Source organism: Photobacterium lutimaris (assembly GCF_003025555.1).
GTDB lineage: Bacteria > Pseudomonadota > Gammaproteobacteria > Enterobacterales > Vibrionaceae > Photobacterium > Photobacterium lutimaris.
The window spans coordinates 77,367-98,690 of the sequence record NZ_PYMH01000014.1 but is presented as its reverse complement, the minus strand read 5'-3'; the positions used below and the strand labels follow the sequence as shown (position 1 = coordinate 98,690).

The window sequence follows — 21,324 nt, the reverse complement described above, 5'->3', positions numbered from 1 at the left end:
TAGCACCTTCAACGTTGGCTTGCAGTCATTTTTTGACCATAGGCGGCAAATGTGCAAGATGCCTGTCACGCAAACGTGCTAGCGGAATTTACATACTAGTGTACATCATATAGACGATGACACCGCCAGCAACCACCAAGCAACCGCCGATTCGGCGCAGGGCATTATCATTCTGCTGACTCAACTGGCTCACCATCTCACGCCAACCTCTCGGAGCCAACAACGGCCCAAGCCCTTCAAAGACAAGGACTAACCCCAATGCCAGCCATATTGCTTTACTCATCATTTTCTCCTCGCATTACAAGCGGGAATTATACCCAATAAAAAAGGCAAGACCGAAGTCTTGCCTTTTCATTGCAACCAGAATGGCGCTTAGTTGGCTACCGCATTGGATTCTTTCATGTATCTGAAGAAATCCGTATTCGGGTCAACAACCAAGATATCGTTCTTAGAGTTGAAGCTATTCTCGTAAGCCTTCAGGGAGCGCAGGAAGCTATAAAACTCTGGGTCCTGATTGAAAGCCGTTGAGTAAATCTCAGCGGTTTGCGCATCGGCGTTACCGCGGACAACAGCTGCCAAGCGGTTAGCATCCGCCAAGATCTTCGCGACTTCAAGCTCAGACTGGGCGCGGATAACCTCGGCTTTCTCGCGGCCCTGAGAGCGGTGCTTACGGGCAACCGACTCACGCTCAGCACGCATACGGCGGTAGATAGATTCGCTGATCTCATCCGGCAGATTGATTTTCTTCATACGGAAGTCAACCACCTCAACACCCAAGTCTTTGAAAGCGCTGACTTTGATGTCGGCCAGTACATTGGCCATGATTTGATCACGCTGACCTTCTACCTCTTTACGAGGAGCAATTTCAGCGACGATTTCTGTTGCCGGTGCGTCATCTTCTTCAACAACGGCATTGCTATCGATTAGATTACCGCGATCTGGACCTGAAACAATCTGCTTGATTTCACGAGAACCGATTTCAGCACGTAGGCTATCAATCACTTTACGTTTTAGCAGTGCTTCTGCTGTTGACGCATCACCACCACCTGTTGTCAGGTAGTACTGGCCGAAATCTTCGATTTTCCACTTCACGTAGGTATCGATGATAACGTCTTTTTTCTCAGACGTTACGAAACGGTCAGCTTGGTCATCCATGGTCTGAATACGGGCATCCAACGTACGGACACGGTCAAACACTGGCACTTTGAAGTGCAGGCCTGGCTCGTAGATCCGTGCGACATCCGAATCCGGAGCCTTGAGGATACGGCCGAAACGCACCACAATACCGCGCTCGCCTTCCTGCACCACAAACATTGACATCAGCAATGCCGCGATAAAGACAACAATCACCGGGATCATTAACTTACGCATAATTAAAATCTCCCCTGACGGCCAGTATCAGTACTGCGTGGAGCGGTTGATACCGGAGCGGTCTCGACTTTCTCCAACTCAATACCGTAATCGGTAGATGAGCCGCTCTTCGGCTGACTGCTCTGCTGGGCTGGGTTAATCAGCTTATCCAGAGGCAAGTACAACAGGTTACCGCTTGATTTCGAGTCGACCATAACTTTACTGGTGTTAGAGTAGACACGTTCCATGGTCTCAAGGTACAGACGATTACGCGTTACATCTTGTGCCGCTAAGTATTGAGGCAACAGCTTTTCAAACTGAGCGACTTCACCCAATGCACCGTTGATCACGCGCTCAGAATAACCTTCCGCTTCTTTCTTCAGACGCTCAGCACGACCCGTTGCCTTCGGCAAGATGTCATTGCTGTATGCTTCTGCTTCACGAACGAAACGCTCTTCATCCTCTCGCGCTGCGATAGCATCATCGAAAGCATCTTTTACCGCTTCCGGTGGACGAGCAGACTGGAAGTTGACGTCAACAACGAACAAACCCATGTTGTAACGCTGAATAATGCTGTCGATCGCTTCTTGCGTATTCGCACGAATCACCTGACGCCCTGTGGTCAGAGCCTGATCCATGGTCGAGTCACCAATCACCGCACGCAGTGCAGAGTCTGTGGCCTGACGCAAACTATCATCGGCATTAGTCACGCTGAACAGATATTTCTGTGGCTCGGCCACACGGTACTGAACATCCATTTCAACTTTCAGTACGTTTTCGTCTTTGGTCAGCATCAAGCCTGAGCTGCGCAAAGAGCGAATAGCCTGCACGTTTACCGGCTCGACTTCATCGATAAAAGTAGGTTTCCAGTTCAGACCTGGATCTACCATTTCGTAGAATTTACCGAAACGCAGGACAACTCCGCGCTCCGCTTCGCCGATGGTATAGAAACCGGAAAAGCCCCATACCGCAGCAGCCACAACTGCTATTGCCCCAAGACCTGCAGCGCTGCCGCCGGTCGAAGGTCCCTTTTTATTCCCAAAAATACCACCGAATTTACGACTCAGTTTTGAAAAAACTTCATCGAGGTCCGGTGGACCTTGTTCACGACCGCCGCGATTATTGTTACCCCAAGGGTCTTTATCACGGCCGCCGTTGTTTCCAGGCTCATTCCACGCCATTATAGAACTCCATCAATATGATATGACGACAGTTTTTCTTATTACTCTAGCAGTCCATTAAGCAACGATAAAGTCATCTAACGAAGTACTTTCTCTTTTTTGTAACCGAGACCACTCTACCAGCGGTAAGCGAATGTCAATTTGCAGGCTGCCATCAGTATCATATTCCTCACTGACAATACACCCCAACTGGTAAAACTTGCTCCGGTAGCGCCCGATGTACTGAGGCGGTAGCCGCAAGGTATGTTTTACCATGGTACCAGAAAGACGTTCGGTCAGAGCTTCAAACAGCAGCTCAATCCCCAGCCCTTCCATCGCCGAGACCCAAACCCGTTGAGGAACACCGTCCTCATCACGTTCAATACGTGGCGATGCGCCTTCTAGATTATCGATCTTATTCATCACGACCAAGATTGGCACCTCACCGGCATCAATCTCTTCGAGCACCGTCTCAACCGCTTCAATATTTTCACGGAAACGGTCATCACTGGCATCGACCACATGCAGTAGCAAACTGGCATCCTGAGTTTCTTTCAGAGTTGCCTTGAAGGCCGCAACCAGATCATGGGGCAAGTGGCGAATAAAACCGACCGTATCAGCCAAGATCGAGGTGCCAACATCGGCCACATCAATCTTGCGCAGAGTCGGGTCCAGGGTGGCAAACAGCTGATCAGCAGCATATACACCAGCATCGGTCACCCGGTTAAACAACGTCGACTTGCCGGCGTTGGTGTAACCAACCAGTGATATTGTTGGGATTTCGGCACGGTTTCGTGCACGGCGTCCCTGATCACGTTGCTTGGAGACTTTTTCAAGACGGCGCAAAATCGTCTTGATCCGATCGCGAAGCAAACGGCGGTCCGTTTCCAACTGGGTTTCACCCGGTCCACGCAAGCCGATCCCACCTTTTTGACGCTCAAGGTGGGTCCACCCGCGGATCAGCCGGGTTGAGATGTGACGTAGTTGTGCCAGCTCGACTTGCAGCTTACCCTCGTGGGTACGCGCTCGCTGAGCAAAGATATCGAGGATCAGACCAGTACGGTCCAATACACGGCATTTGCAAATCTGCTCCAAGTTGCGCTCTTGCGCTGGAGAAAGAGAATGGTTGAATATGACGATATCGGCGTCTTCAGCCCGAACCGCTTCGGCAATTTCCTGTGCTTTACCTTCACCCACGTAATATTTAGGGTGGGGAGTTTTACGACTACCGGTTACGACCCGTAGCGTATTGACTCCCGCCGAGGAGACTAGCATTTCGCATTCGCTTAAGTCTTCCCACTCCCCTTCTTGCGTGAAGTTGATATGAACAAGAATTGCCTGCTCACCGGATTCATAACGGTCAAACAAGCAATCAACTCCTTAATGAAGAGTATTATTCTTCGGTTTTTTCTTGTGAACGTTCTGCCGAAGCTGGGCGATCACCTGTATGGTGGTGGTTAACTGGACGAGCCGGTACCACTGTAGAAATCGCATGCTTGTATACCATCTGGTTTACAGTGTTCTTCAATAGGATCACAAACTGATCAAAAGACTCGATCTGGCCCTGTAGCTTGATACCGTTAACCAGGTAAATTGAAACTGGGATTCTTTCACGACGCAAAGCGTTCAAAAATGGGTCTTGCAGAGATTGCCCCTTAGCCATTATTTCTTTTCCTTATTTGTTTGTAGTTGTAGTTAGCAACGAACAAAATTAAAAATACGCAAAACAGTAACCAGTATACACGTTAATCAAACATCACATCTAACTGAGTTTGTGACGGTTTGTAACGCCAATTCTGGGTCACTGCTATCCAACCACGTCAGATCTTTCCAGCTTCTCAGCCAGGTGATTTGACGCTTCGCCAATTGACGAGTAGCACAGATACCGCGGAAAACCGCATCATCCAAAGAACACTGCCCGTCCAAATATTCCCACATCTGGCGGTAACCAACACAACGAATGGAAGGAAGGTCAGGGTGCAGATCATCGCGTTCATACAAAGCTCGTACTTCCTGCTCAAAACCTGCGTCGATCATCTTCTCAAAACGTTGCTCGATCCGCCGATGCAGCACAGCCCTGTCCGTGGGCGTTATTGCAAACTGGTGAACCCTGTAAGGCAAGGTATCACCTTGAGTTTTCGTCAGCTCAGTTAAAGTTTTACCCGAAATTCGAAAAACTTCCAATGCGCGTGAAAGACGCTGGGGATCATTGGGGTGGATCCGTGCCCCGGACACCGGGTCGATCCGCACCAATTCCTCATGCATCGCCTGCCAACCTTTTTCCGTTGCTTCCTGCTCAATCTGAGCGCGTATCACCGGATCAGCAGCTGGCAGTGGCGACAAACCTTCCAATAATGCCTTGTAGTACAACATAGTACCACCAACCAATAAAGGAATGCGCCCTTGTGCAACTATATCAGCCATTTCTTTCAGTGCATCAGCGCGAAAGTCTGCAGCTGAATAACTTTGCGCTGGATCACGAATATCGATCAATCGATGCGGTGCCTGCGCCAACTCGTCGGCATCAGGCTTCGCCGTACCGATATCCATATTCTTATAGATAAGGGCTGAATCAACACTTATCAACTCTACAGGAAGTTGTTGGCGCAATCGGATCGCCAAATCAGTTTTGCCCGACGCAGTCGGGCCCATCAGGAATATAGCCTGTGGTAGTGGCTTAGTCATAATTAAACGCTTCTACTGCTGCGCTCACGTCAACCGGACGCAACAAGTCTGAAAAATAGTGTTCGAGTTCTGGGCCCCATAGCTGCTCCAGTTCAGTGACCAACTGGATTGCTTGGGATAAGGTATAGGTTTCAGAGGGCACCGTCAGCTGCCCTGTCAGCCAGTCTAACAGTTTGTCCCACCCTTGCGCTTCTGCGTCTTCGGCCACGGACATGAGGTAGGCTAACAGCGCCGGTATCAGTTGTTGCAGGTTTTGCTGACGCAATGGCTGGCATACCGACAAGATAATCAACTGCTGTTTGTTCTTGGCCTTGAGCTGTATGCCGAGCTGCTTGAGCAACATCGCGTGCTGCTCGGCACAGCTTATCATATTTGGCTCGACGGGGATGGAATGTGGGATCAGCAGGGGCTGCGGCTTCAGCCCTTCTCCCTGGGCCATGCGTAACTGTCCTTTGACCCGAAGGCTCTGTGCCCGGGGCAATGACAGCAAGGCCAGACCGTCATCACGGTTAAGCAGAAGGTATTGCTTAGCCACCAGCGACAGGGCCTTGCCCAGCCCGACACCATTGGTCGTATCAATGGCATCCTGGCGGGTTGGCACCTGACTGGCAGCCCTCTCATGAAAGGACGCAGGCTGCTTGGCCTGTGGTTGAGCAGGCGATTGGCGAGCAAGAGACGGATTGGATACCGGCAAACTCGATGAAGCAGACGTCGGCGACGATGCCACCGTCTGCATCAGCTGTTGGTAGGCTTCAACCTCTTTCGGGCTCGGGCCATCATCCTGATAACGGGGACGGTTATTGCCGCCAGAGCGACTAGCACTGCCCGCAGCACCATCTTTTCCACGATAGGTCTGTTCATCCCTTGACGGAACATAGGAGGTATCCGTTCTATCGCGATAGCCAAATGATTCAGGTTCAGGGCCTTGATCGTCAGCATCACTGCCAGCGGTACTTCCTGAAGACGTGCCAGCAGCTAGCCAGTCACGGGCAGGAGCCTTATTGGGGTAATCCGGGGTGCGAGCCACGGCAGCCAATGCCGCATTGGGTTCGGCAATACCATGAGAATGGGAAGACTGCGTTGAGGGAGAAGCCGAAGAGTACGGCGTTTCCGGTGCTCGGGCACTGGCTCTAGGAGCCGGCGCATTCACCACCTGCTCGGCGTCATCCGCCGCCCCTTCAATCAGGGCACTTTGCAGCCCCTGACAAATAAAGTCATGCACCAAACGGGCCTGGTGGAAGCGTACTTCGTGCTTGGCCGGGTGCACGTTGACATCCACTTGGTGTGGATCAACCTCGATAAACAGCACATAGGCCGCATATTGTTCGGCGGCCAAACTGGTCTCGTAGGCTTGGCGGATAGCATGATTGATCAGCTTGTCTTTCATCATCCGGCCGTTGACATAGCAATATTGGATATCGTTCTGTGATCTTGCGCCCTGCGGGCTGCAAATCCAACCGCCCAACTTGAGGTCGCCATGGGACAGCTCAACCGCCAGGGCGTGCTCCAAGAAGGCCTGCCCGCACACAGCGGCCAAGCGGCGCTCTTTTTGGATTTGGGTGTTGGCCGCACGATACTGACGGATCACCTTGCCGTTATGACGCAGGTTAATGGTGGCATCCATCCGGCTAAGGGCGATGCGCTTTAGCAGCTCGTCAATATGGCCAAATTCGGTCTTTTCGGTACGGAGGAATTTACGTCGGGCCGGCGTATTGAAAAACAGATCCAATACCTCCAGCGTGGTTCCCACCGGGTGGGCTGCAGGCTTGAGTTGCACCTCCATGTCCCGCCCTTCGGCATACGCAGCCCAGGCCTCTTCCTGCTCAGCTGTGCGGGAGGTTAAGGTCAGGCGCGACACCGAACTAATACTGGCCAACGCCTCACCTCGAAAGCCCAGACTGGCAATGGCTTCTAGATCATCGAGCGTGGCAATTTTTGACGTTGCATGGCGGCTCAGGGCCAAGCCCAGCTCGTCCTTGGGGATCCCCTTGCCGTTGTCGCGGATCCGGATGGTCCGACTGCCGCCTTTATCGATATCAATATCGATGCGGGTTGCCCCTGCATCCAGGCTGTTTTCAACCAGCTCTTTGACCACCGACGCGGGTCGCTCTACCACCTCACCAGCAGCAATTTGGTTCGCCAAACGAGCTGGCAAGATCTGAATAGGCATAATCAACTACTCGGAATAGTAAGTTTTTGTCCAACCGCCAATGTGTCTGAGCGTAATTGGTTCGCTTCACGCAAACGACTGACAGTTACTCCATAGCGAGTGGCAATCTTACCGAGAAAATCCCCCCGCTGCACGGTATGGACCACCGATGCCGGGGCCTTCACTGAAATTTTCAGCCTTTGGCCTACCGCCAGTTCATCGGAGCGTAACGTGTTGTCACGCCTGATACTTGCGACGGTCACGCCATACTGACGGGCTATCTTGCCAAGGAATTCACCGCGCTTCACTGTATGCGTCACCGTTTTGGTGGTGGTCGCCACAGCCGCCGCTGCAGGTGCCGTTACCGGAACCTTGGTTGTGATTCTCAGCTTTTGGCCTACCGCCAGTTCATCGGAGCGTAATTTGTTGTCACGCCTGATACTCGCGACGGTCACCCCATATTGGCTGGCTATCTTGCCAAGGAAATCACCGCGCTTCACGGTATGCGTCACTGTCTTGGTGGTGGTCGCCACAGTCGCCGCTGCAGATGCCGTTGCCGGGGCTTTACCCGGGATCACCAACACCTGGCCAACCTTCAAGGTATTCGACTTGAGATTATTGGCCTGCTTTATGGCTGCCACAGACGTGCCGTAACGGTTGGCGATCACGCTCAGCGACTGGCCACTGGCCACCTTGTGCTTAACCCCTTGGTTTCGAGAAGCAAACAGGGTCCCTTCCGGTGGCTTCTCGTTAAAATACGACAATACGCCACGGTAGACCGCGTCCGCCAGTTTGTTCTGGTGTGACTTCGAGTTTAGCAGTCGCTCCTCGGTCGGGTTGGTGATGAACCCGGTTTCAACCAGCAACGACGGAATATCCGGAGACTTCAACACCGCCAGGCTGGCATGCTCCGGCTTGCTTTTGTGCAAGCTAGTGACCTTGCTCATTTCTTTGAGCACCCGATTAGCAACGTCGTACCCTTCCTTCTGGGAGTGGCTAAACTGCAGATCGAGAACCGCCATGCTCAAGTACTGATCATCGCTGCCACCGGAGAGAACATCACCGCCGCCCAGCAACTCGGACTGCTTCTCATGCTGTTCAAGCCAGCGGCCAATTTCATTGTTCGCCCGGCGGGTATTGAGTACCCATACCGATGCGCCACGTGGTTGAGGTTTATGGAAACCGTCAGCGTGGATAGACACCAGCAAGTGAGCACGTTTTTTTCGGGCCAGTTCAGTACGTCGGTTGAGGTTAACAAAGTAATCCCCCTGACGGGTCATCACAGCCTTCATCCCCGGGGTGGCATTGATCCGCGCCGCGACCTTCTTGGAGATGTCCAACGTCACTTTCTTTTCATACAAACGGCTCGGGCCAATCGAACCGGGATCTTCCCCGCCGTGGCCGGGATCGATAGCAACGATGATATCGTCAGTGCCGTAAGGCAATATCGCCTGTTGATTCGCAACAGGCTGTTTCGACGTCGGTTCAGGCTTCTTGACTGAGACGGCTTTGCCGTGCGGCAAATCCAATACCAAACGGTGGCTGTAATGGCCATCGGGCGTGGGTGCCAGCGTAAACAGGTTCGGGGTCATCCCCGCTTTCATCTCCAGCACCAAGCGGTAGGTCCCTTTTTCAGGTGCACCACTGTTGCGAATTGTTGTCAGGATTGCACTGTCCTTCACCACCACTGGTAGCTTGGTTTTCAACGCCGTCTGCTTGAGATCCACCACTAAGCGATCTGGCTTGGTCAGGGTGAAGTAGCTAAAAACCGCTTCATCCTTGAGGTCCAGCACCACGCGGGTTTCCTCTGGTGCCGGCCAAACCCGGATCCCTTTCAACTCATTTGCCATGGCCAATGAGCTAAACAGACTGGCCCCTAAAATCACCGCATTCAAAAAAGCCCGTAACGACATCCTATCAACACAACTCCAAGCGTTTAATGAGTTCACTACCGTATTCGTTATTTGCCGTCAGGGTCACTTTGCGTTGCTCACCGTGATAGCGCATATCTAATTCAAGATCAGCTTCTGGCAATACGCCAGCCCCTTTCTCCGGCCACTCCACAAGACAGATGGCATCCGCGGCAAAATAGTCACGGATCCCCATAAATTCTAGCTCTTCAGGATCGGCAAGGCGGTACAGATCAAAATGATAGACCTGCCAAGGCGGGAGTTCATAAGGTTCCACCAAGGTATAGGTAGGGCTTTTCACATTTCCTTGGTGTCCCAAAGAACGAATAAAGCCTCGGCTAAAGGTGGTTTTCCCAGCACCCAGATCACCATGAAGATAAATAGTGGTCTGGTGCTGACAAGAATGGGCCAGTTTGTGGCCTAAATCTACCGTCGCCTGCTCATCAGCGAGCAGGATTTCAAAACTATGCATTGTATTCTTATCTTGGATTTACTAGTTGTCGAATATGAGGGAACAAATCGCTGGCAAGCATACCACGCTCCCCCTCTGCCGCGCAGCGGTCGGCAGCGGTACTGTGGATCCATACCCCGCACCTGGCAGCCGCAGCCAAAGACAAACCTTGGCCCAGCAACGCCCCGATGATACCGGATAACACATCGCCCATCCCACCCGTTGCCATTCCAGGGTTCCCCGCTGCACATACCCAGCACTGGGTACCATCATCCACCAAGGTCCCTGCCCCTTTTAGCACGACCACTCCGCCATACTTCTGTTGCAGGGTTCTTGCGGCGTAGAAGCGATCAGCTTCCACCTCCGTTACCGAGCAGGCCAGCAACGTTGCCGCCTCTCCAGGGTGGGGCGTAATTATACGATTATTTTTATAGTCTGGTGAATGTGCTAATAAGTTCAATCCATCCGCATCCACCACGTGTCTTTTTTCTGTTTGTGCGAGCACATCATACAATGCCCGGCTCCACGCCGATTGACCGAGTCCGGGGCCCAAAACCAGCACATCAGCCCACAGCAGACGCAGGGCCAGAACAGAACGTTCCGAATCCAACCAGCCGCGAGCCATTATTTCAGGTCTTGCTGCCACAATTGCCAACACATTGTCAGGTTGCGTCAGTACGGCTGTCAGACCCGCCCCGGCTCTTGCTGCCGCCTCAGCCGCCATACGGATCGCCCCGCCCATCCCATGATCACCGCCAGCCAATAAGATCCTGCCGTGATCACCTTTGTGGGCATCGCGCTGCCGAGGGGGCAAACAGCAAGCGATATCTGACACTTGGCTCACAAAGGCCGATGGCGATTCGATTTGCTCAAAGGCATCAGCCACCTCCAGTCCTGCAAACTGCACGCGGCCAACGTAATTGGCTGCTTGTGCGGTCCATAGCCCTTGCTTGCTGCCAATAAAGGTTACGGTAACTTGGGCTTTGACTGCCTGACCGAGGGGCCTTCCGGTATCCGCGCAAAGCCCAGACGGAATATCGACCGCTATCACAGGCAATGCGATCCGGTTGATCATCACGATCAAGCGCTGCGTCTCAGCGCGCACTTGACCACTGAGCCCGGTGCCCAGCAGGGCATCGACCACTACCTCGATCGAGGCTGGGATCGCCTGACCCGGCGGCAAGATCTGCCCTTCAGCAGCCAGCCAGGCATCCCGGGCTTTGGCGGCATCCCCTTTGAGCGTCACCGCATCTCCCTGCTGCCAAAGCGTCACCTGATACCCTGCTTCGCGTGCCAAACGGGCGACGACATAACCATCCCCGCCGTTATTACCACCGCCACAGCATACCAATACGTGATGCTGGCGGGAAAATTCTTGTTCAAGCACTCGGAACACCGCAGTGCCGGCCCGCTCCATCAGCTGGTACATATCCAATTGTTGCTGCGCAGCGACCTGCTGCTCTCCTCGGCGAACCTGCTCGGCTCGGTAAAGTTTGCCAGACCAATATTCCGCACTCATGACAGCCTCCCTTTTCGCATAAACACGGCGGACCGATACCACATTGACAAGATCCATTGTAGCGGCAACATCACTCAATACGATCAATAGACCAAGATCTTCATGATGATCCTCTCAACATTTGCTGTGGTTGTGGTAAACTTCCGCCCCCAATTAAGCCCGGTACTGCAAGTATGACCATCGACTATCGCAATCTTACCCAGAAAATCAAGCAATGGGGCCAAGAACTCGGCTTCCAGCAGATTGGGATCAGCGATGTCGACCTGAGCCAACATGAAGCGCAACTACAGCGCTGGCTCGATGCTGGCTACCACGGTGACATGGACTGGATGGCCCGCCACGGCATGATGCGTGCGCGACCGGCCGAATTACACCCAGGAACCGTTCGAGTTATTAGTGCCAGAATGGATTACCTTCCGCCAGAAGCGGGGTTTGCCCATAGCCTAAACCAACCCGACACGGCCTATATTAGCCGCTATGCCCTCGGCCGCGACTATCACAAGCTGATCCGCAACCGGCTCAAGCGCCTCGGGCAATTGATTGCGCAGGAGGTCGGGGCTTTTGGTTACCGACCATTCGTTGATTCGGCGCCCATCTTGGAGCGGCCGCTGGCTGAAAAAGCCGGACTGGGATGGACAGGTAAGCATTCGTTGCTACTGAACCAACAGGCTGGCTCATGGTTTTTCCTTGGGGAGCTGCTTGTCGACTTGCCCCTGCCTGTTGATAGCCCAGAGGAAAACCAATGTGGTAAATGCGTCGCCTGCATGACCAGCTGCCCCACCCAAGCGATTGTCGCTGAGGGCGTGGTGGATGCTCGGCGGTGTATTTCTTACCTCACCATAGAATATGACGGAGTGATCCCTGAAGAATTCCGCGAAGCCATTGGCAACCGGGTATACGGCTGTGATGATTGCCAGCTTGTCTGTCCGTTCAACCGCTTTTCCGAGGTGACAAAAGAAGCCGATTATCACTGTCGTGACAGCTTACGCCAGCAGCCTTTGACTACACTGTACGCTTGGACAGAAGACGCTTTCCTGAAAAACACTGAAGGTTCAGCAATTCGCCGCATCGGCCATAATCAATGGCTTCGAAATTTGACCATTGCGATGGGAAATGCCCCATATAGCCCAGAAATCATCGAAGCATTGGAGTCCAGAGAGGGTGAAAATGCGTTATTGGATGTGCATATCCAATGGGCTAAAGACAAGCAACTCGAAAGGTGCCAACAAGATACTATCAGTGTTCTGCCTGCCAGTACCAAACGGCTTATTCGGATTGTAGAGAAAGGCCTACCACGTGATGCCTAGCCGGCGAAATCTATCCGGCTGTCATATTGCAACGTTATCCACACATAGTGAGAGCTCGATCAGGCTTCTGAACAAATGTGGAAAACATTTTCAAATTTGTCTCTTTATCTGCTATTTCCAATATTAAACACAGCCCGGCATAGACCACCCGGAAAAAGTTATCCAGACATCCACAGGGTGGATCAGGTTGTATATAAGCCTTGAACAAATAAACTCAAACCCATATAAAACAAAGCCTTATATTGTGGATAAAAATTTATCGTCTCATGTCTTATTGAATAAATAAAAGATAAATACAGACTTGTTCACACGGTATCGGCACACGTAATCAACCGACTTACCCACAACATATTTTTGTGGATAACTCTGTGTACGATCAAAGAATTTTCTATCCGCCACAGTCTCAAAGCCACGAACGACAAGGCGCTCAGGCATCAGCTGGTCGGGATAAATTAAGACAGATACGATTCACAGCTCCCTGCTGGCAATTTACATCACCCGTATCAAACCATTCAAAGAGCTTGTGTCGTCATGTGACACTAACAGAGCATCTTGATATTGCTTAATAAAAATAAACAGCCATAAGGCTGTAGAGGCAAATCAACAATGATGTCTTCGAAGCTGATCGCTTCATAACGGTTCCCAATAGCCCTTAGGCTATGGAACATTGAAACAACACACAAGATTATCGAGAGTCGATTAACCCAGGAATGTTGCAATTGAACTAATACTTCACAGTAGTAGCTTTGCCGTACCTCTGCTCATGCAGCGGCAGCAATGAAATTGGAGCGACGTGGCCGACTAGGTACGCGAGGTTCCTCGTAGGAGCACATCTTTCCTGAAATTGGAGCGACACACGAGGTTCGAACTCGTGACCTCAACCTTGGCAAGGTTGCGCTCTACCAACTGAGCTAGTGTCGCAGACTTGTATTCCAACAAGTAAATTGGTTGCGGGGGCCGGATTTGAACCGACGACCTTCGGGTTATGAGCCCGACGAGCTACCAAGCTGCTCCACCCCGCGTCCGATTTATACTCACCGTTAAAGTACGGTAACAACTATTGTCTTATCGCCTCAGCAATAAAACCAATTTGGAGCGACACACGAGGTTCGAACTCGTGACCTCAACCTTGGCAAGGTTGCGCTCTACCAACTGAGCTAGTGTCGCAGGCTTGTATTTCAACAAGTAAATTGGTTGCGGGAGCTGGATTTGAACCAACGACCTTCGGGTTATGAGCCCGACGAGCTACCAAGCTGCTCCATCCCGCGTCCGATTTATACTCACCGTTAAAGTACGGTAACAACTATTGTCTTATCGCCTCAGCAATAAAACCAATTTGGCGCGACACACGAGGTTCCCGATCTTCGAGGAGCTAGGCGTGACCTCAACCTTGGTAAGGTTGCGCTCTACCAGCTTTACCTGTGTTTCACTTACTCACCACTTTCGTCATGAGATTCAATTTGGAGCGACACACGAGGTTCGAACTCGTGACCTCAACCTTGGCAAGGTTGCGCTCTACCAACTGAGCTAGTGTCGCATGTCACTGTTAGGCACAATGAAAGCCTTAAATCTGGAGCGACACACGAGGTTCGAACTCGTGACCTCAACCTTGGCAAGGTTGCGCTCTACCAACTGAGCTAGTGTCGCATGTCACTGTTAGGCACAATGAAAGCCTTAAATTTGGAGCGACACACGAGGTTCGAACTCGTGACCTCAACCTTGGCAAGGTTGCGCTCTACCAACTGAGCTAGTGTCGCAGACTTGTATTTCAACAAGTAAATTGGTTGCGGGAGCTGGATTTGAACCAACGACCTTCGGGTTATGAGCCCGACGAGCTACCAAGCTGCTCCATCCCGCGTCCGATTTATACTCACCGTTAAAGTACGGTAACAACTATTGTCTTATCGCCTCAGCAATAAAACCAATTTGGAGCGACACACGAGGTTCGAACTCGTGACCTCAACCTTGGCAAGGTTGCGCTCTACCAACTGAGCTAGTGTCGCAGACTTGTATTTCAACAAGTAAATTGGTTGCGGGGGCCGGATTTGAACCGACGACCTTCGGGTTATGAGCCCGACGAGCTACCAAGCTGCTCCACCCCGCGTCCGTATTTTATTGAAAGGCAAACTAAAGTAAGAATTGCCTTTCGAGGCTGCGCATTATACGAGGAAATGAGACGGATGCAATAGTTCTCAAAAAAAATTTGTTCTTTCCTATCCAACCGTCTATTTACTCATCAAATTTTCATTATTTGCTCACGATAGTATCGTAATTCAGCAATCGAATCGCGAATATCATCGAGTGCCAAGTGGCTGCCCTTCTTGCTAAAACCATCAAGCACTTCCGGTTTCCAGCGACGGGTCAGCTCTTTGAGTGTGCTGACATCCAGGTAACGGTAATGGAAGTACTGCTCGAGTTCCGGCATATGCTTATAAAGGAAACGGCGATCCTGGCCAATACTATTGCCACAAATTGGCGACGCTCCTTTTGGCACCCACAGCTCCAAGAACGCGATAGTTTGGCGAATGGCCTCTTCTTCGTTCACATTACTCTGGCGGATCCGCTCAACTAAGCCACTGCTGGTATGGGTTGTGGTGCACCATTCGTCCATCTTGGCCAATTCCGCTTCAGGCTGGTGAATCGCAAGTACCGGCCCCTCAGCCAACACATTGAGCTGCGCATCGGTCACAACTGTCGCAATTTCAATGATTTTATGGGTTTCTGGATCCAACCCGGTCATTTCTAAATCGATCCAAATTAGGTTCTGATCGCTGATCATCATCGGATATTGCCTATTCTATGAGTAAACCATGTATGATAATACCAAACTAGCGCCAATGCCGAGATTGCAACGGCAGGTTTTTCGGCGGACTATGCATCGGTATATTACCGTAAGCCAACTTAACTGAACGATATTCTTGTGGCAAAAAAGAAAAAGCTTACTAAAGGTCAGAGCCGCCGTGTGCGCTCAAACCAAAACAAACGCCTGAAACGCGAAAAAGATGATATTCAGTGGGATGAAACCCTGCTGGAATCAGCCCGCGAAGGCTTGGTGATCACCCGTTTCGGCCAACATGCCGATATCGAAGATCCGGAAACCGGGATCATCCATCGCTGCAACTTGCGACGGAGTATCCAGAGCCTGGTGTCTGGAGACCGCGTTGTCTGGCGTCCAGGCGTTGAAGCACTCCAAGGCATTAACGGTGTAGTAGAGGCCGTCCATGAACGTGAGTCGATGCTTACCCGCCCAGATTACTATGATGGCGTCAAAGCCGTGGCCGCCAATGTCAACCAGATCATCATTGTCTCGGCCGTGCTGCCCGAGCTATCGCTCAATATTATTGACCGCTACCTGATCGCAGCCGAGACCGTTGGTATCCCTCCGCTGATCGTTCTCAATAAAGTCGATTTGCTAGCATCAGAAGAGCGCGCCCGCGTAGAAGAAACCCTCGCCTTGTACCAAGATATCGGCTACGAAGTGCGATTGGTCAGCTCGGAAACAGGGGAAGGCCTTGATGGGCTGCGAAATGATCTCAAAGATCACATCAGCATTTTTGCCGGCCAGTCAGGGGTAGGTAAATCAAGCCTAGTCAATTCCTTGATGCCCGAAGTCGATGCCGAAATCGGTGATGTCTCGGAAAACTCCGGTCTGGGCCAGCATACAACGACAGCTGCGCGCCTGTATCACTTTCCTGACGGCGGTGACTTGGTTGACTCACCAGGGGTACGAGAGTTCGGTCTATGGCATCTCGAACCCGAGCAGGTGACCGAGGCATTCGTTGAATTTCGCGAATACTTGGGTGGCTGTAAGTTCCGTGACTGCAAGCACGGCAATGATCCGGGCTGTATCATTCGCGAAGCGGTTGAGGCAGGCAAGATCCACCAAGCTCGCTACGACAGCTACCATAAGATCATCGACAGCATGTCTGAGAATATCGCCAACCGCCAATTCTCACGCAACAAACCTGATTGATCGCTGTGCATCTCCCCGTATCGGCGGGGAGCTGCAGTCTCGACAGCAAGTAACTGACTTTCCCCAACAAGTTAGGTATTATTACGAGCCAACGTTATAATAACGTAACTATCTTGTTGAAAAACTCACTGTTTCTGGATGATACCGTGCACGACAATTTCAAAATCGGCTTGCAGTACTGCGCGCCAAAGCAAACCCTGACGCAACTTGCAGGCAAACTCGCCTCAATGAAAGCCGGCAAGTTAACGACCGCGGTAATCCGCTGGTTCATCCGCCAGTACGGCATTGACATGAATGAAGCTCGTAACCCAGATCCTGCGGCTTACGACACCTTCAACAATTTCTTTGTCCGGGAGCTGAAAGACGGCGCCCGCCCAATCAATGACGATACGGCGGTCATCTGCCACCCTGCTGATGCTTGTGTCAGCCAGCTAGGTCCAATCACTGGCGGCGAGCTTATTCAGGCTAAAGGCCACACCTATGAAGCGGTTGAGTTGCTGGGTGGCGACCAAGCACTGGCTGATCAGTTTCAAGATGGCCACTTTGCGACACTTTACCTGTCACCAAAAGATTACCACCGTGTCCATATGCCATGTGATGGCACCTTGCGCCATATGGTCTATGTACCAGGCGAGCTGTTCTCGGTTAATCCACTTACCGCGAAAAATGTACCGAACTTGTTTGCCCGCAATGAACGCGTGGTGTGCATCTTCGATACCGAGTTCGGCCCAATGGCACAGGTACTGGTTGGTGCCACGATTGTTGGCAGCATTGAAACCGTATGGGCAGGTACCATTACGCCACCGCGCAGCCCGCAAATTCACCGCTGGAATTACCCAGCCGACGGTGAGCAAGCTATTACCCTGAAGAAAGGGGATGAGATGGGCCGCTTCAAACTGGGTTCAACCGTGATCAACCTGTTCCCGGAAAATGCCATTGAATTTGTCGACGGGCTTGAAGCCGGTGTGCCGACCAAGATGGGCAGTGCCTACGCAAAGCGTGTTTCAGCGGAGCAGCCAGAAGTCTAAACGGTTAACATTTTTGAACAAAAAGGGCCTTTTACGGCCCTTTTTTTATGCAAAAAATTGACCATATCGAGGAAAATATCAACACCCAAATAGTATGCTGGGGTCAGTCAATAATATAAGCAAACCAACATATCATGAAAAAAATCCCAATATCCCAGCTAGTTAAGCTGCTGGTCGCATTCGGGATCCCGCTCGGGATCCTAATGCTGCCGATTGATGCTATTCCTATCGCTGAATTAACCGTTTCCCAACATCGCCTTCTGGCTATCTTTGCTCTTGCGGCCCTGCTCTGGGTACTGGAGCCCGTCCCTGTCTTTGCCACCTCGATCCTGATCATTACCTCGCAGCTGATCATGATCTCCGATAGCGGGCTGCATACCTTCCGGACACCACCGGCAGGCCATGAGATGGGGGAAGTGCTCAAGTACACCGATATCCTCGGTTCATTCTCATCGCCAATCATCATCCTGTTCATGGGGGGCTTTGCCCTCGCGATTGCCGCCTCCAAGTATGAACTGGACAACAATTTGGCACGGGTCCTACTCAAACCGTTCGGCACCCAGCCGAAATTTATTATGCTTGGCCTGATGTTGATCACCGCGGTATTCTCGATGTTCATGTCCAACACCGCGACCACCGTCATGATGCTGGCCCTACTGGCCCCCATCGTCGCTTCGGTACCCAAAGGCGATATCGGCATCAAGGCATTGGTGCTGTGTGTCCCTATTGCCGCCAACACCGGTGGTATTGCGACCCCAATCGGTACCCCGCCCAATGCCATTGCCTTACAATATTTAACCGGTGAGAATGCGATCAGCTTCCTTGGCTGGATGGTGATTGGTCTACCGTTTGTTATTCTCCAACTGGCTTTTGCCTGGTGGTTGCTACAAAAAATGTTTCCATCCACCCAAACCCACATGCAACTCGAGCTCAATGGTCAGTTCCAGAAAAGCTGGCAGGCCGTCGTGGTTTATATCACCTTCACTCTCACTATCTTGTTGTGGATGACCAGCTCGCTACATGGCATGAATGTCTATGTGGTGTCCATTATTCCGCTCGCCGTGTTCACCCTGACAGGGATCATGGGTAAAGAGGAAATCAAACTGATCAACTGGGAAGTGCTATGGCTGGTTGCCGGTGGTATTGCCATTGGTCTCGCGCTGGATAAAACCGGTCTGGCCCGAGCCCTGGCCCATGCGGTGGACTACGATGCCCTATCACCGATTGCCGTGGTACTGACCCTGTCGATTATCTGTTGGCTGATGGCGAATTTCATGTCCAACACGGCTACCGCCAACCTGTTGATCCCGATAGCAGCAGCGGTCGCGGCTTCCATGGAAAGCCTAGCGTCAATGGGTGGCCTGCAAGGCGTACTGGTCGTTGTGGCGTTCTCGGCCTCGCTCGGTATGATCCTGCCAGTCTCGACACCACCGAACTCATTAGCTTACTCAACGGGGTTAATTGAAAGCAAAGACATGGCAAAAACCGGCCTCATCATCGGCTTGGTCGGCCTTGCTGTGGTCTATGCCGCCGCGCTGATACTGACCTAACCGGGCCCACCCCAAAAGTGTGAAGGCAGCTTAGACCGCCTTCACACAACCATACTATTCCGCCCCTTTAGAAGCATAACTCTGTTAACCCGATCACTTTAATTCGGTGAATTATCGATGATGATCATTCACCTTCTGCCATAGGCGTTTTCGCTTTGTCCTAGGTACACACCGCTCCGCTAAACCACACCGGAAATGCCATCTATATAAAATCAACATCTGGCTGCCGAGAGAGATAACAATGAATCTAACGATCAAACATAAGATACAACTGGCGATAGCAGTAATTATCGCTACCGTCAGTGCCGTCCAGGCCTGGATATCCATCTCCCAACTCCAGCAGGAGACCACCAGCGCCATCAACAATCAAATGCGCGATATTGCCCAAGGTACCAGCAGTAATATCAGTGACTGGCTCACCATCCGTAGTGATATGATGCAGGCCAACGAAAGCCTGATAGCCAACCAGGACAATGTCGACCGTGAACTGCTGCTCACCAAGCGGGCCGGACAGTTCCTGTCGGTCTACGCCGGCTTCAATGACGGTAGCATTGCCTACGGTGACAAAACCGAAGATTGGCCTGAAGGCTATGATCCCCGCACCCGCCCTTGGTATCAGGATGCAATGCGCCAAAACAAGCTTATCCTGACCGAACCCTACGAGGATTTCGACGGCAGCATGGTGGTCAGTTTTGCCAAAGCCTTTCAGGGCCAACACCGTGGGGTACTGGCGGCCGACTTAACCATTACCGATATCATCGACCAGGTGCTTAACCTAAAACTGGACAACAGCGGCTTTGCCTTTTTGGTCGATGGCAACAACAACATTGTGGCCTACCGTGATGAATCCCTGAGCCAGCAGCCACTGACCGAGCTGGATCGCGATTTATCACCGCAGCTGCTCCAGCAACTGGTTGCCAACCCGGCTATCCACACTTTCCATCTCGATAGCGACGGTCAGGATAAGCTCATCTATGCCACCCCTATCGCAGGGACAGACTGGACACTGGCTTTGGTGGAAGACAAAGATCTGGCCTTTGCCTCTATCGGCGAGCAAATCAAATTTATCCTGTTGGCTTCTGTCGGCCTGTATATTGTGATTTCGGCGATCGCTACACTGATTATCAATAATTTGCTGCGCCCGCTATCACGACTCAGTGAATCAGTCGCCCAACTGGCCGAAGGTCAAGGTGACCTTACCCAACGCATTGATATTGAACGCATGGATGAGATCGGCGTACTGGCCGATAACATGAACCGCTTCCTCGGCCAGCTTCAAACCATGATCAAAGGGGTCGTCACCCAATCAGACCGTCTTGGTGAACAAGCCGAGCTGTCCGCACAGCAAACGTTGCAAGCCAACCAGAAGGTGAACGAGCAGCAGAACGACATCAACCAGATTGCCACCGCCATCCACGAGATGTCAGCCACCTCTGCCGAAGTGGCTAGCCATGCCGAAATGACCGCTGCCGCCGCGCAGGCATCAACCAGCTCCTGCGAACAGGGCCAAGGGGTGATCAGCCAAAACCGCAATGCCATTACTTCGCTGGCAACCCAAGTCGGCGATGCCGCCAGCGTAATCCATGAATTGGAAAGTAACGCCCAGAATATCAACCAGATCCTATCGACCATCCAAGGGATTGCTGAGCAAACCAACTTGCTCGCGCTCAATGCCGCCATAGAGGCAGCGCGAGCGGGTGAGCAGGGCCGTGGGTTTGCGGTTGTAGCCGACGAAGTCAGGGTCCTGAGCCAGCGTACCCATGACTCGACGGAGGAAATCCGCTCAATGATCGAGGCCCTGCAAAAAAATACCCGCCAAGCGGTCGACAGCATGCAGGCAAGTACCAACCTAGCCGATGAGAGTGTCGGCTTTGCCGAAGCTGCCAGTGACAGCCTGAGCCAAATCACTCAGGCGATCAGCGAGATTTCGGATATGGCGACCCAGATTGCCAGCGCCGCCGAAGAGCAACGAGCCGTCAGCGAAGATATCAGCCGCAACACCCAGGCGATCAAAGATGTGTCTGATCACCTGTCGGTCCAAACCGATGCGGTGACTGAAAATGCCAAGGAAATGCACAGCACCGCCGCCAATATGTGCCGTGACGTTTCACGTTTTAAGATCTGATGCTCGTAGCCTAACAGTTCTCCCTCCGCAAAGCCGTCCAACCAAGGGCGGCTTTTTTTGGGGGGTATTTTGGGGAAGTCCTCGCAAAATCAATAACTAGGTTTTCAAGAACTGCCT

The 21,324-nt window shown here is 52.0% G+C and carries 16 protein-coding genes and 10 tRNA genes; 5 read left to right on the top strand and 21 right to left on the bottom strand.

Translation table 11 applies throughout. From position 1 onward, the window contains the following. Nucleotides 1-88: 88 nt before the first annotated feature. The 10 genes from C9I99_RS22305 to C9I99_RS22260 form a co-directional block, all read right to left on the bottom strand. On the bottom strand, nt 89-283 hold the full coding sequence (locus C9I99_RS22305; RefSeq protein WP_208113452.1) for a DUF2065 domain-containing protein: 195 nt from the start codon (nt 281-283) through the stop codon (nt 89-91). A gap of 89 nt (nt 284-372) precedes the next feature. After that, nucleotides 373-1,371 (bottom strand): protease modulator HflC, encoded by a 999-nt coding sequence (gene hflC / locus C9I99_RS22300; protein ID WP_107351027.1) that lies wholly within the window; start codon nt 1,369-1,371, stop codon nt 373-375. A gap of 2 nt (nt 1,372-1,373) precedes the next feature. Next, on the bottom strand, nt 1,374-2,531 hold the full coding sequence (hflK, locus tag C9I99_RS22295; protein WP_107351026.1) for an FtsH protease activity modulator HflK: 1,158 nt from the start codon (nt 2,529-2,531) through the stop codon (nt 1,374-1,376). A gap of 57 nt (nt 2,532-2,588) precedes the next feature. Next, the gene (gene hflX, locus C9I99_RS22290; protein WP_107351025.1) at nt 2,589-3,878 is read right to left on the bottom strand and encodes a ribosome rescue GTPase HflX; all 1,290 of its coding nucleotides are present in this window, start codon (nt 3,876-3,878) and stop codon (nt 2,589-2,591) included. Between the two features lie 25 nt (nt 3,879-3,903). Next, the gene (hfq, locus tag C9I99_RS22285; protein WP_039458576.1) at nt 3,904-4,173 is read right to left on the bottom strand and encodes an RNA chaperone Hfq; all 270 of its coding nucleotides are present in this window, start codon (nt 4,171-4,173) and stop codon (nt 3,904-3,906) included. A gap of 86 nt (nt 4,174-4,259) precedes the next feature. After that, nucleotides 4,260-5,195, bottom strand: coding sequence for a tRNA (adenosine(37)-N6)-dimethylallyltransferase MiaA (miaA, locus tag C9I99_RS22280; RefSeq protein WP_107351024.1), 936 nt, complete (start codon nt 5,193-5,195; stop codon nt 4,260-4,262). Beyond that, the gene (gene mutL, locus C9I99_RS22275; protein ID WP_107351023.1) at nt 5,188-7,365 is read right to left on the bottom strand and encodes a DNA mismatch repair endonuclease MutL; all 2,178 of its coding nucleotides are present in this window, start codon (nt 7,363-7,365) and stop codon (nt 5,188-5,190) included. The genes miaA and mutL overlap by 8 nt, the downstream gene beginning before the upstream one ends. Before the next feature lie 2 nt (nt 7,366-7,367). Continuing rightward, entirely contained in the window at nt 7,368-9,257 is a 1,890-nt protein-coding gene (locus C9I99_RS22270) for a LysM peptidoglycan-binding domain-containing protein (protein ID WP_133638291.1), read from the bottom strand. Between the two features lie 4 nt (nt 9,258-9,261). Then, nucleotides 9,262-9,726: a tRNA (adenosine(37)-N6)-threonylcarbamoyltransferase complex ATPase subunit type 1 TsaE gene (tsaE, locus tag C9I99_RS22265; protein ID WP_107351022.1), complete on the bottom strand. Its 465-nt coding sequence runs from the start codon at nt 9,724-9,726 to the stop codon at nt 9,262-9,264. A gap of 7 nt (nt 9,727-9,733) precedes the next feature. After that, a complete protein-coding gene (locus C9I99_RS22260) occupies nt 9,734-11,224 on the bottom strand; it encodes an NAD(P)H-hydrate dehydratase (protein WP_107351021.1) in 1,491 nt (496 codons plus the stop codon). A 173-nt stretch (nt 11,225-11,397) separates the two neighbouring features. Between C9I99_RS22260 and queG the strand changes: the two genes are divergently transcribed. Further along, nucleotides 11,398-12,531 (top strand): tRNA epoxyqueuosine(34) reductase QueG, encoded by a 1,134-nt coding sequence (queG, locus tag C9I99_RS22255; protein WP_107351020.1) that lies wholly within the window; start codon nt 11,398-11,400, stop codon nt 12,529-12,531. An 845-nt stretch (nt 12,532-13,376) separates the two neighbouring features. Here the strand turns inward: queG and C9I99_RS22250 are convergent. From C9I99_RS22250 to orn, 11 genes are all read right to left on the bottom strand, one after another. Continuing rightward, nucleotides 13,377-13,452 (bottom strand) — tRNA-Gly (locus C9I99_RS22250). Nucleotides 13,453-13,476: 24 nt separating this feature from the next. Then, nucleotides 13,477-13,553, bottom strand: a tRNA-Met gene (locus C9I99_RS22245). 69 nt (nt 13,554-13,622) lie between these two features. Further along, nucleotides 13,623-13,698, bottom strand: a tRNA-Gly gene (locus tag C9I99_RS22240). 24 nt (nt 13,699-13,722) lie between these two features. Next, nucleotides 13,723-13,799 (bottom strand) — tRNA-Met (locus C9I99_RS22235). A 193-nt stretch (nt 13,800-13,992) separates the two neighbouring features. Then, a tRNA-Gly gene (locus C9I99_RS22230) sits at nt 13,993-14,068 on the bottom strand. A gap of 34 nt (nt 14,069-14,102) precedes the next feature. Then, nucleotides 14,103-14,178 (bottom strand) — tRNA-Gly (locus C9I99_RS22225). A 34-nt stretch (nt 14,179-14,212) separates the two neighbouring features. Next, nucleotides 14,213-14,288 (bottom strand) — tRNA-Gly (locus C9I99_RS22220). A gap of 24 nt (nt 14,289-14,312) precedes the next feature. Then, nucleotides 14,313-14,389: transfer RNA gene (locus tag C9I99_RS22215), tRNA-Met, on the bottom strand. 69 nt (nt 14,390-14,458) lie between these two features. Then, nucleotides 14,459-14,534, bottom strand: a tRNA-Gly gene (locus tag C9I99_RS22210). Between the two features lie 24 nt (nt 14,535-14,558). After that, nucleotides 14,559-14,635, bottom strand: a tRNA-Met gene (locus C9I99_RS22205). 132 nt (nt 14,636-14,767) lie between these two features. Then, nucleotides 14,768-15,313, bottom strand: coding sequence for an oligoribonuclease (gene orn / locus C9I99_RS22200; RefSeq protein ID WP_107351019.1), 546 nt, complete (start codon nt 15,311-15,313; stop codon nt 14,768-14,770). Nucleotides 15,314-15,451: 138 nt separating this feature from the next. Between orn and rsgA the strand changes: the two genes are divergently transcribed. The 4 genes from rsgA (at nt 15,452) to C9I99_RS22180 (ending at nt 21,207) form a co-directional block, all read left to right on the top strand. Beyond that, nucleotides 15,452-16,504 carry a small ribosomal subunit biogenesis GTPase RsgA gene (gene rsgA / locus C9I99_RS22195; protein WP_107351018.1) on the top strand — a complete coding sequence of 351 codons (1,053 nt, stop codon included), beginning with the start codon at nt 15,452-15,454 and terminating at the stop codon, nt 16,502-16,504. A 146-nt stretch (nt 16,505-16,650) separates the two neighbouring features. After that, nucleotides 16,651-17,532 (top strand): archaetidylserine decarboxylase, encoded by an 882-nt coding sequence (gene asd / locus C9I99_RS22190; protein WP_107351017.1) that lies wholly within the window; start codon nt 16,651-16,653, stop codon nt 17,530-17,532. A gap of 134 nt (nt 17,533-17,666) precedes the next feature. Then, on the top strand, nt 17,667-19,082 hold the full coding sequence (locus C9I99_RS22185) for an SLC13 family permease (protein ID WP_107351016.1): 1,416 nt from the start codon (nt 17,667-17,669) through the stop codon (nt 19,080-19,082). Between the two features lie 241 nt (nt 19,083-19,323). Further along, a complete protein-coding gene (locus C9I99_RS22180) occupies nt 19,324-21,207 on the top strand; it encodes a methyl-accepting chemotaxis protein (protein WP_107351015.1) in 1,884 nt (627 codons plus the stop codon). The last annotated feature ends 117 nt before the right edge of the window (nt 21,208-21,324 follow it).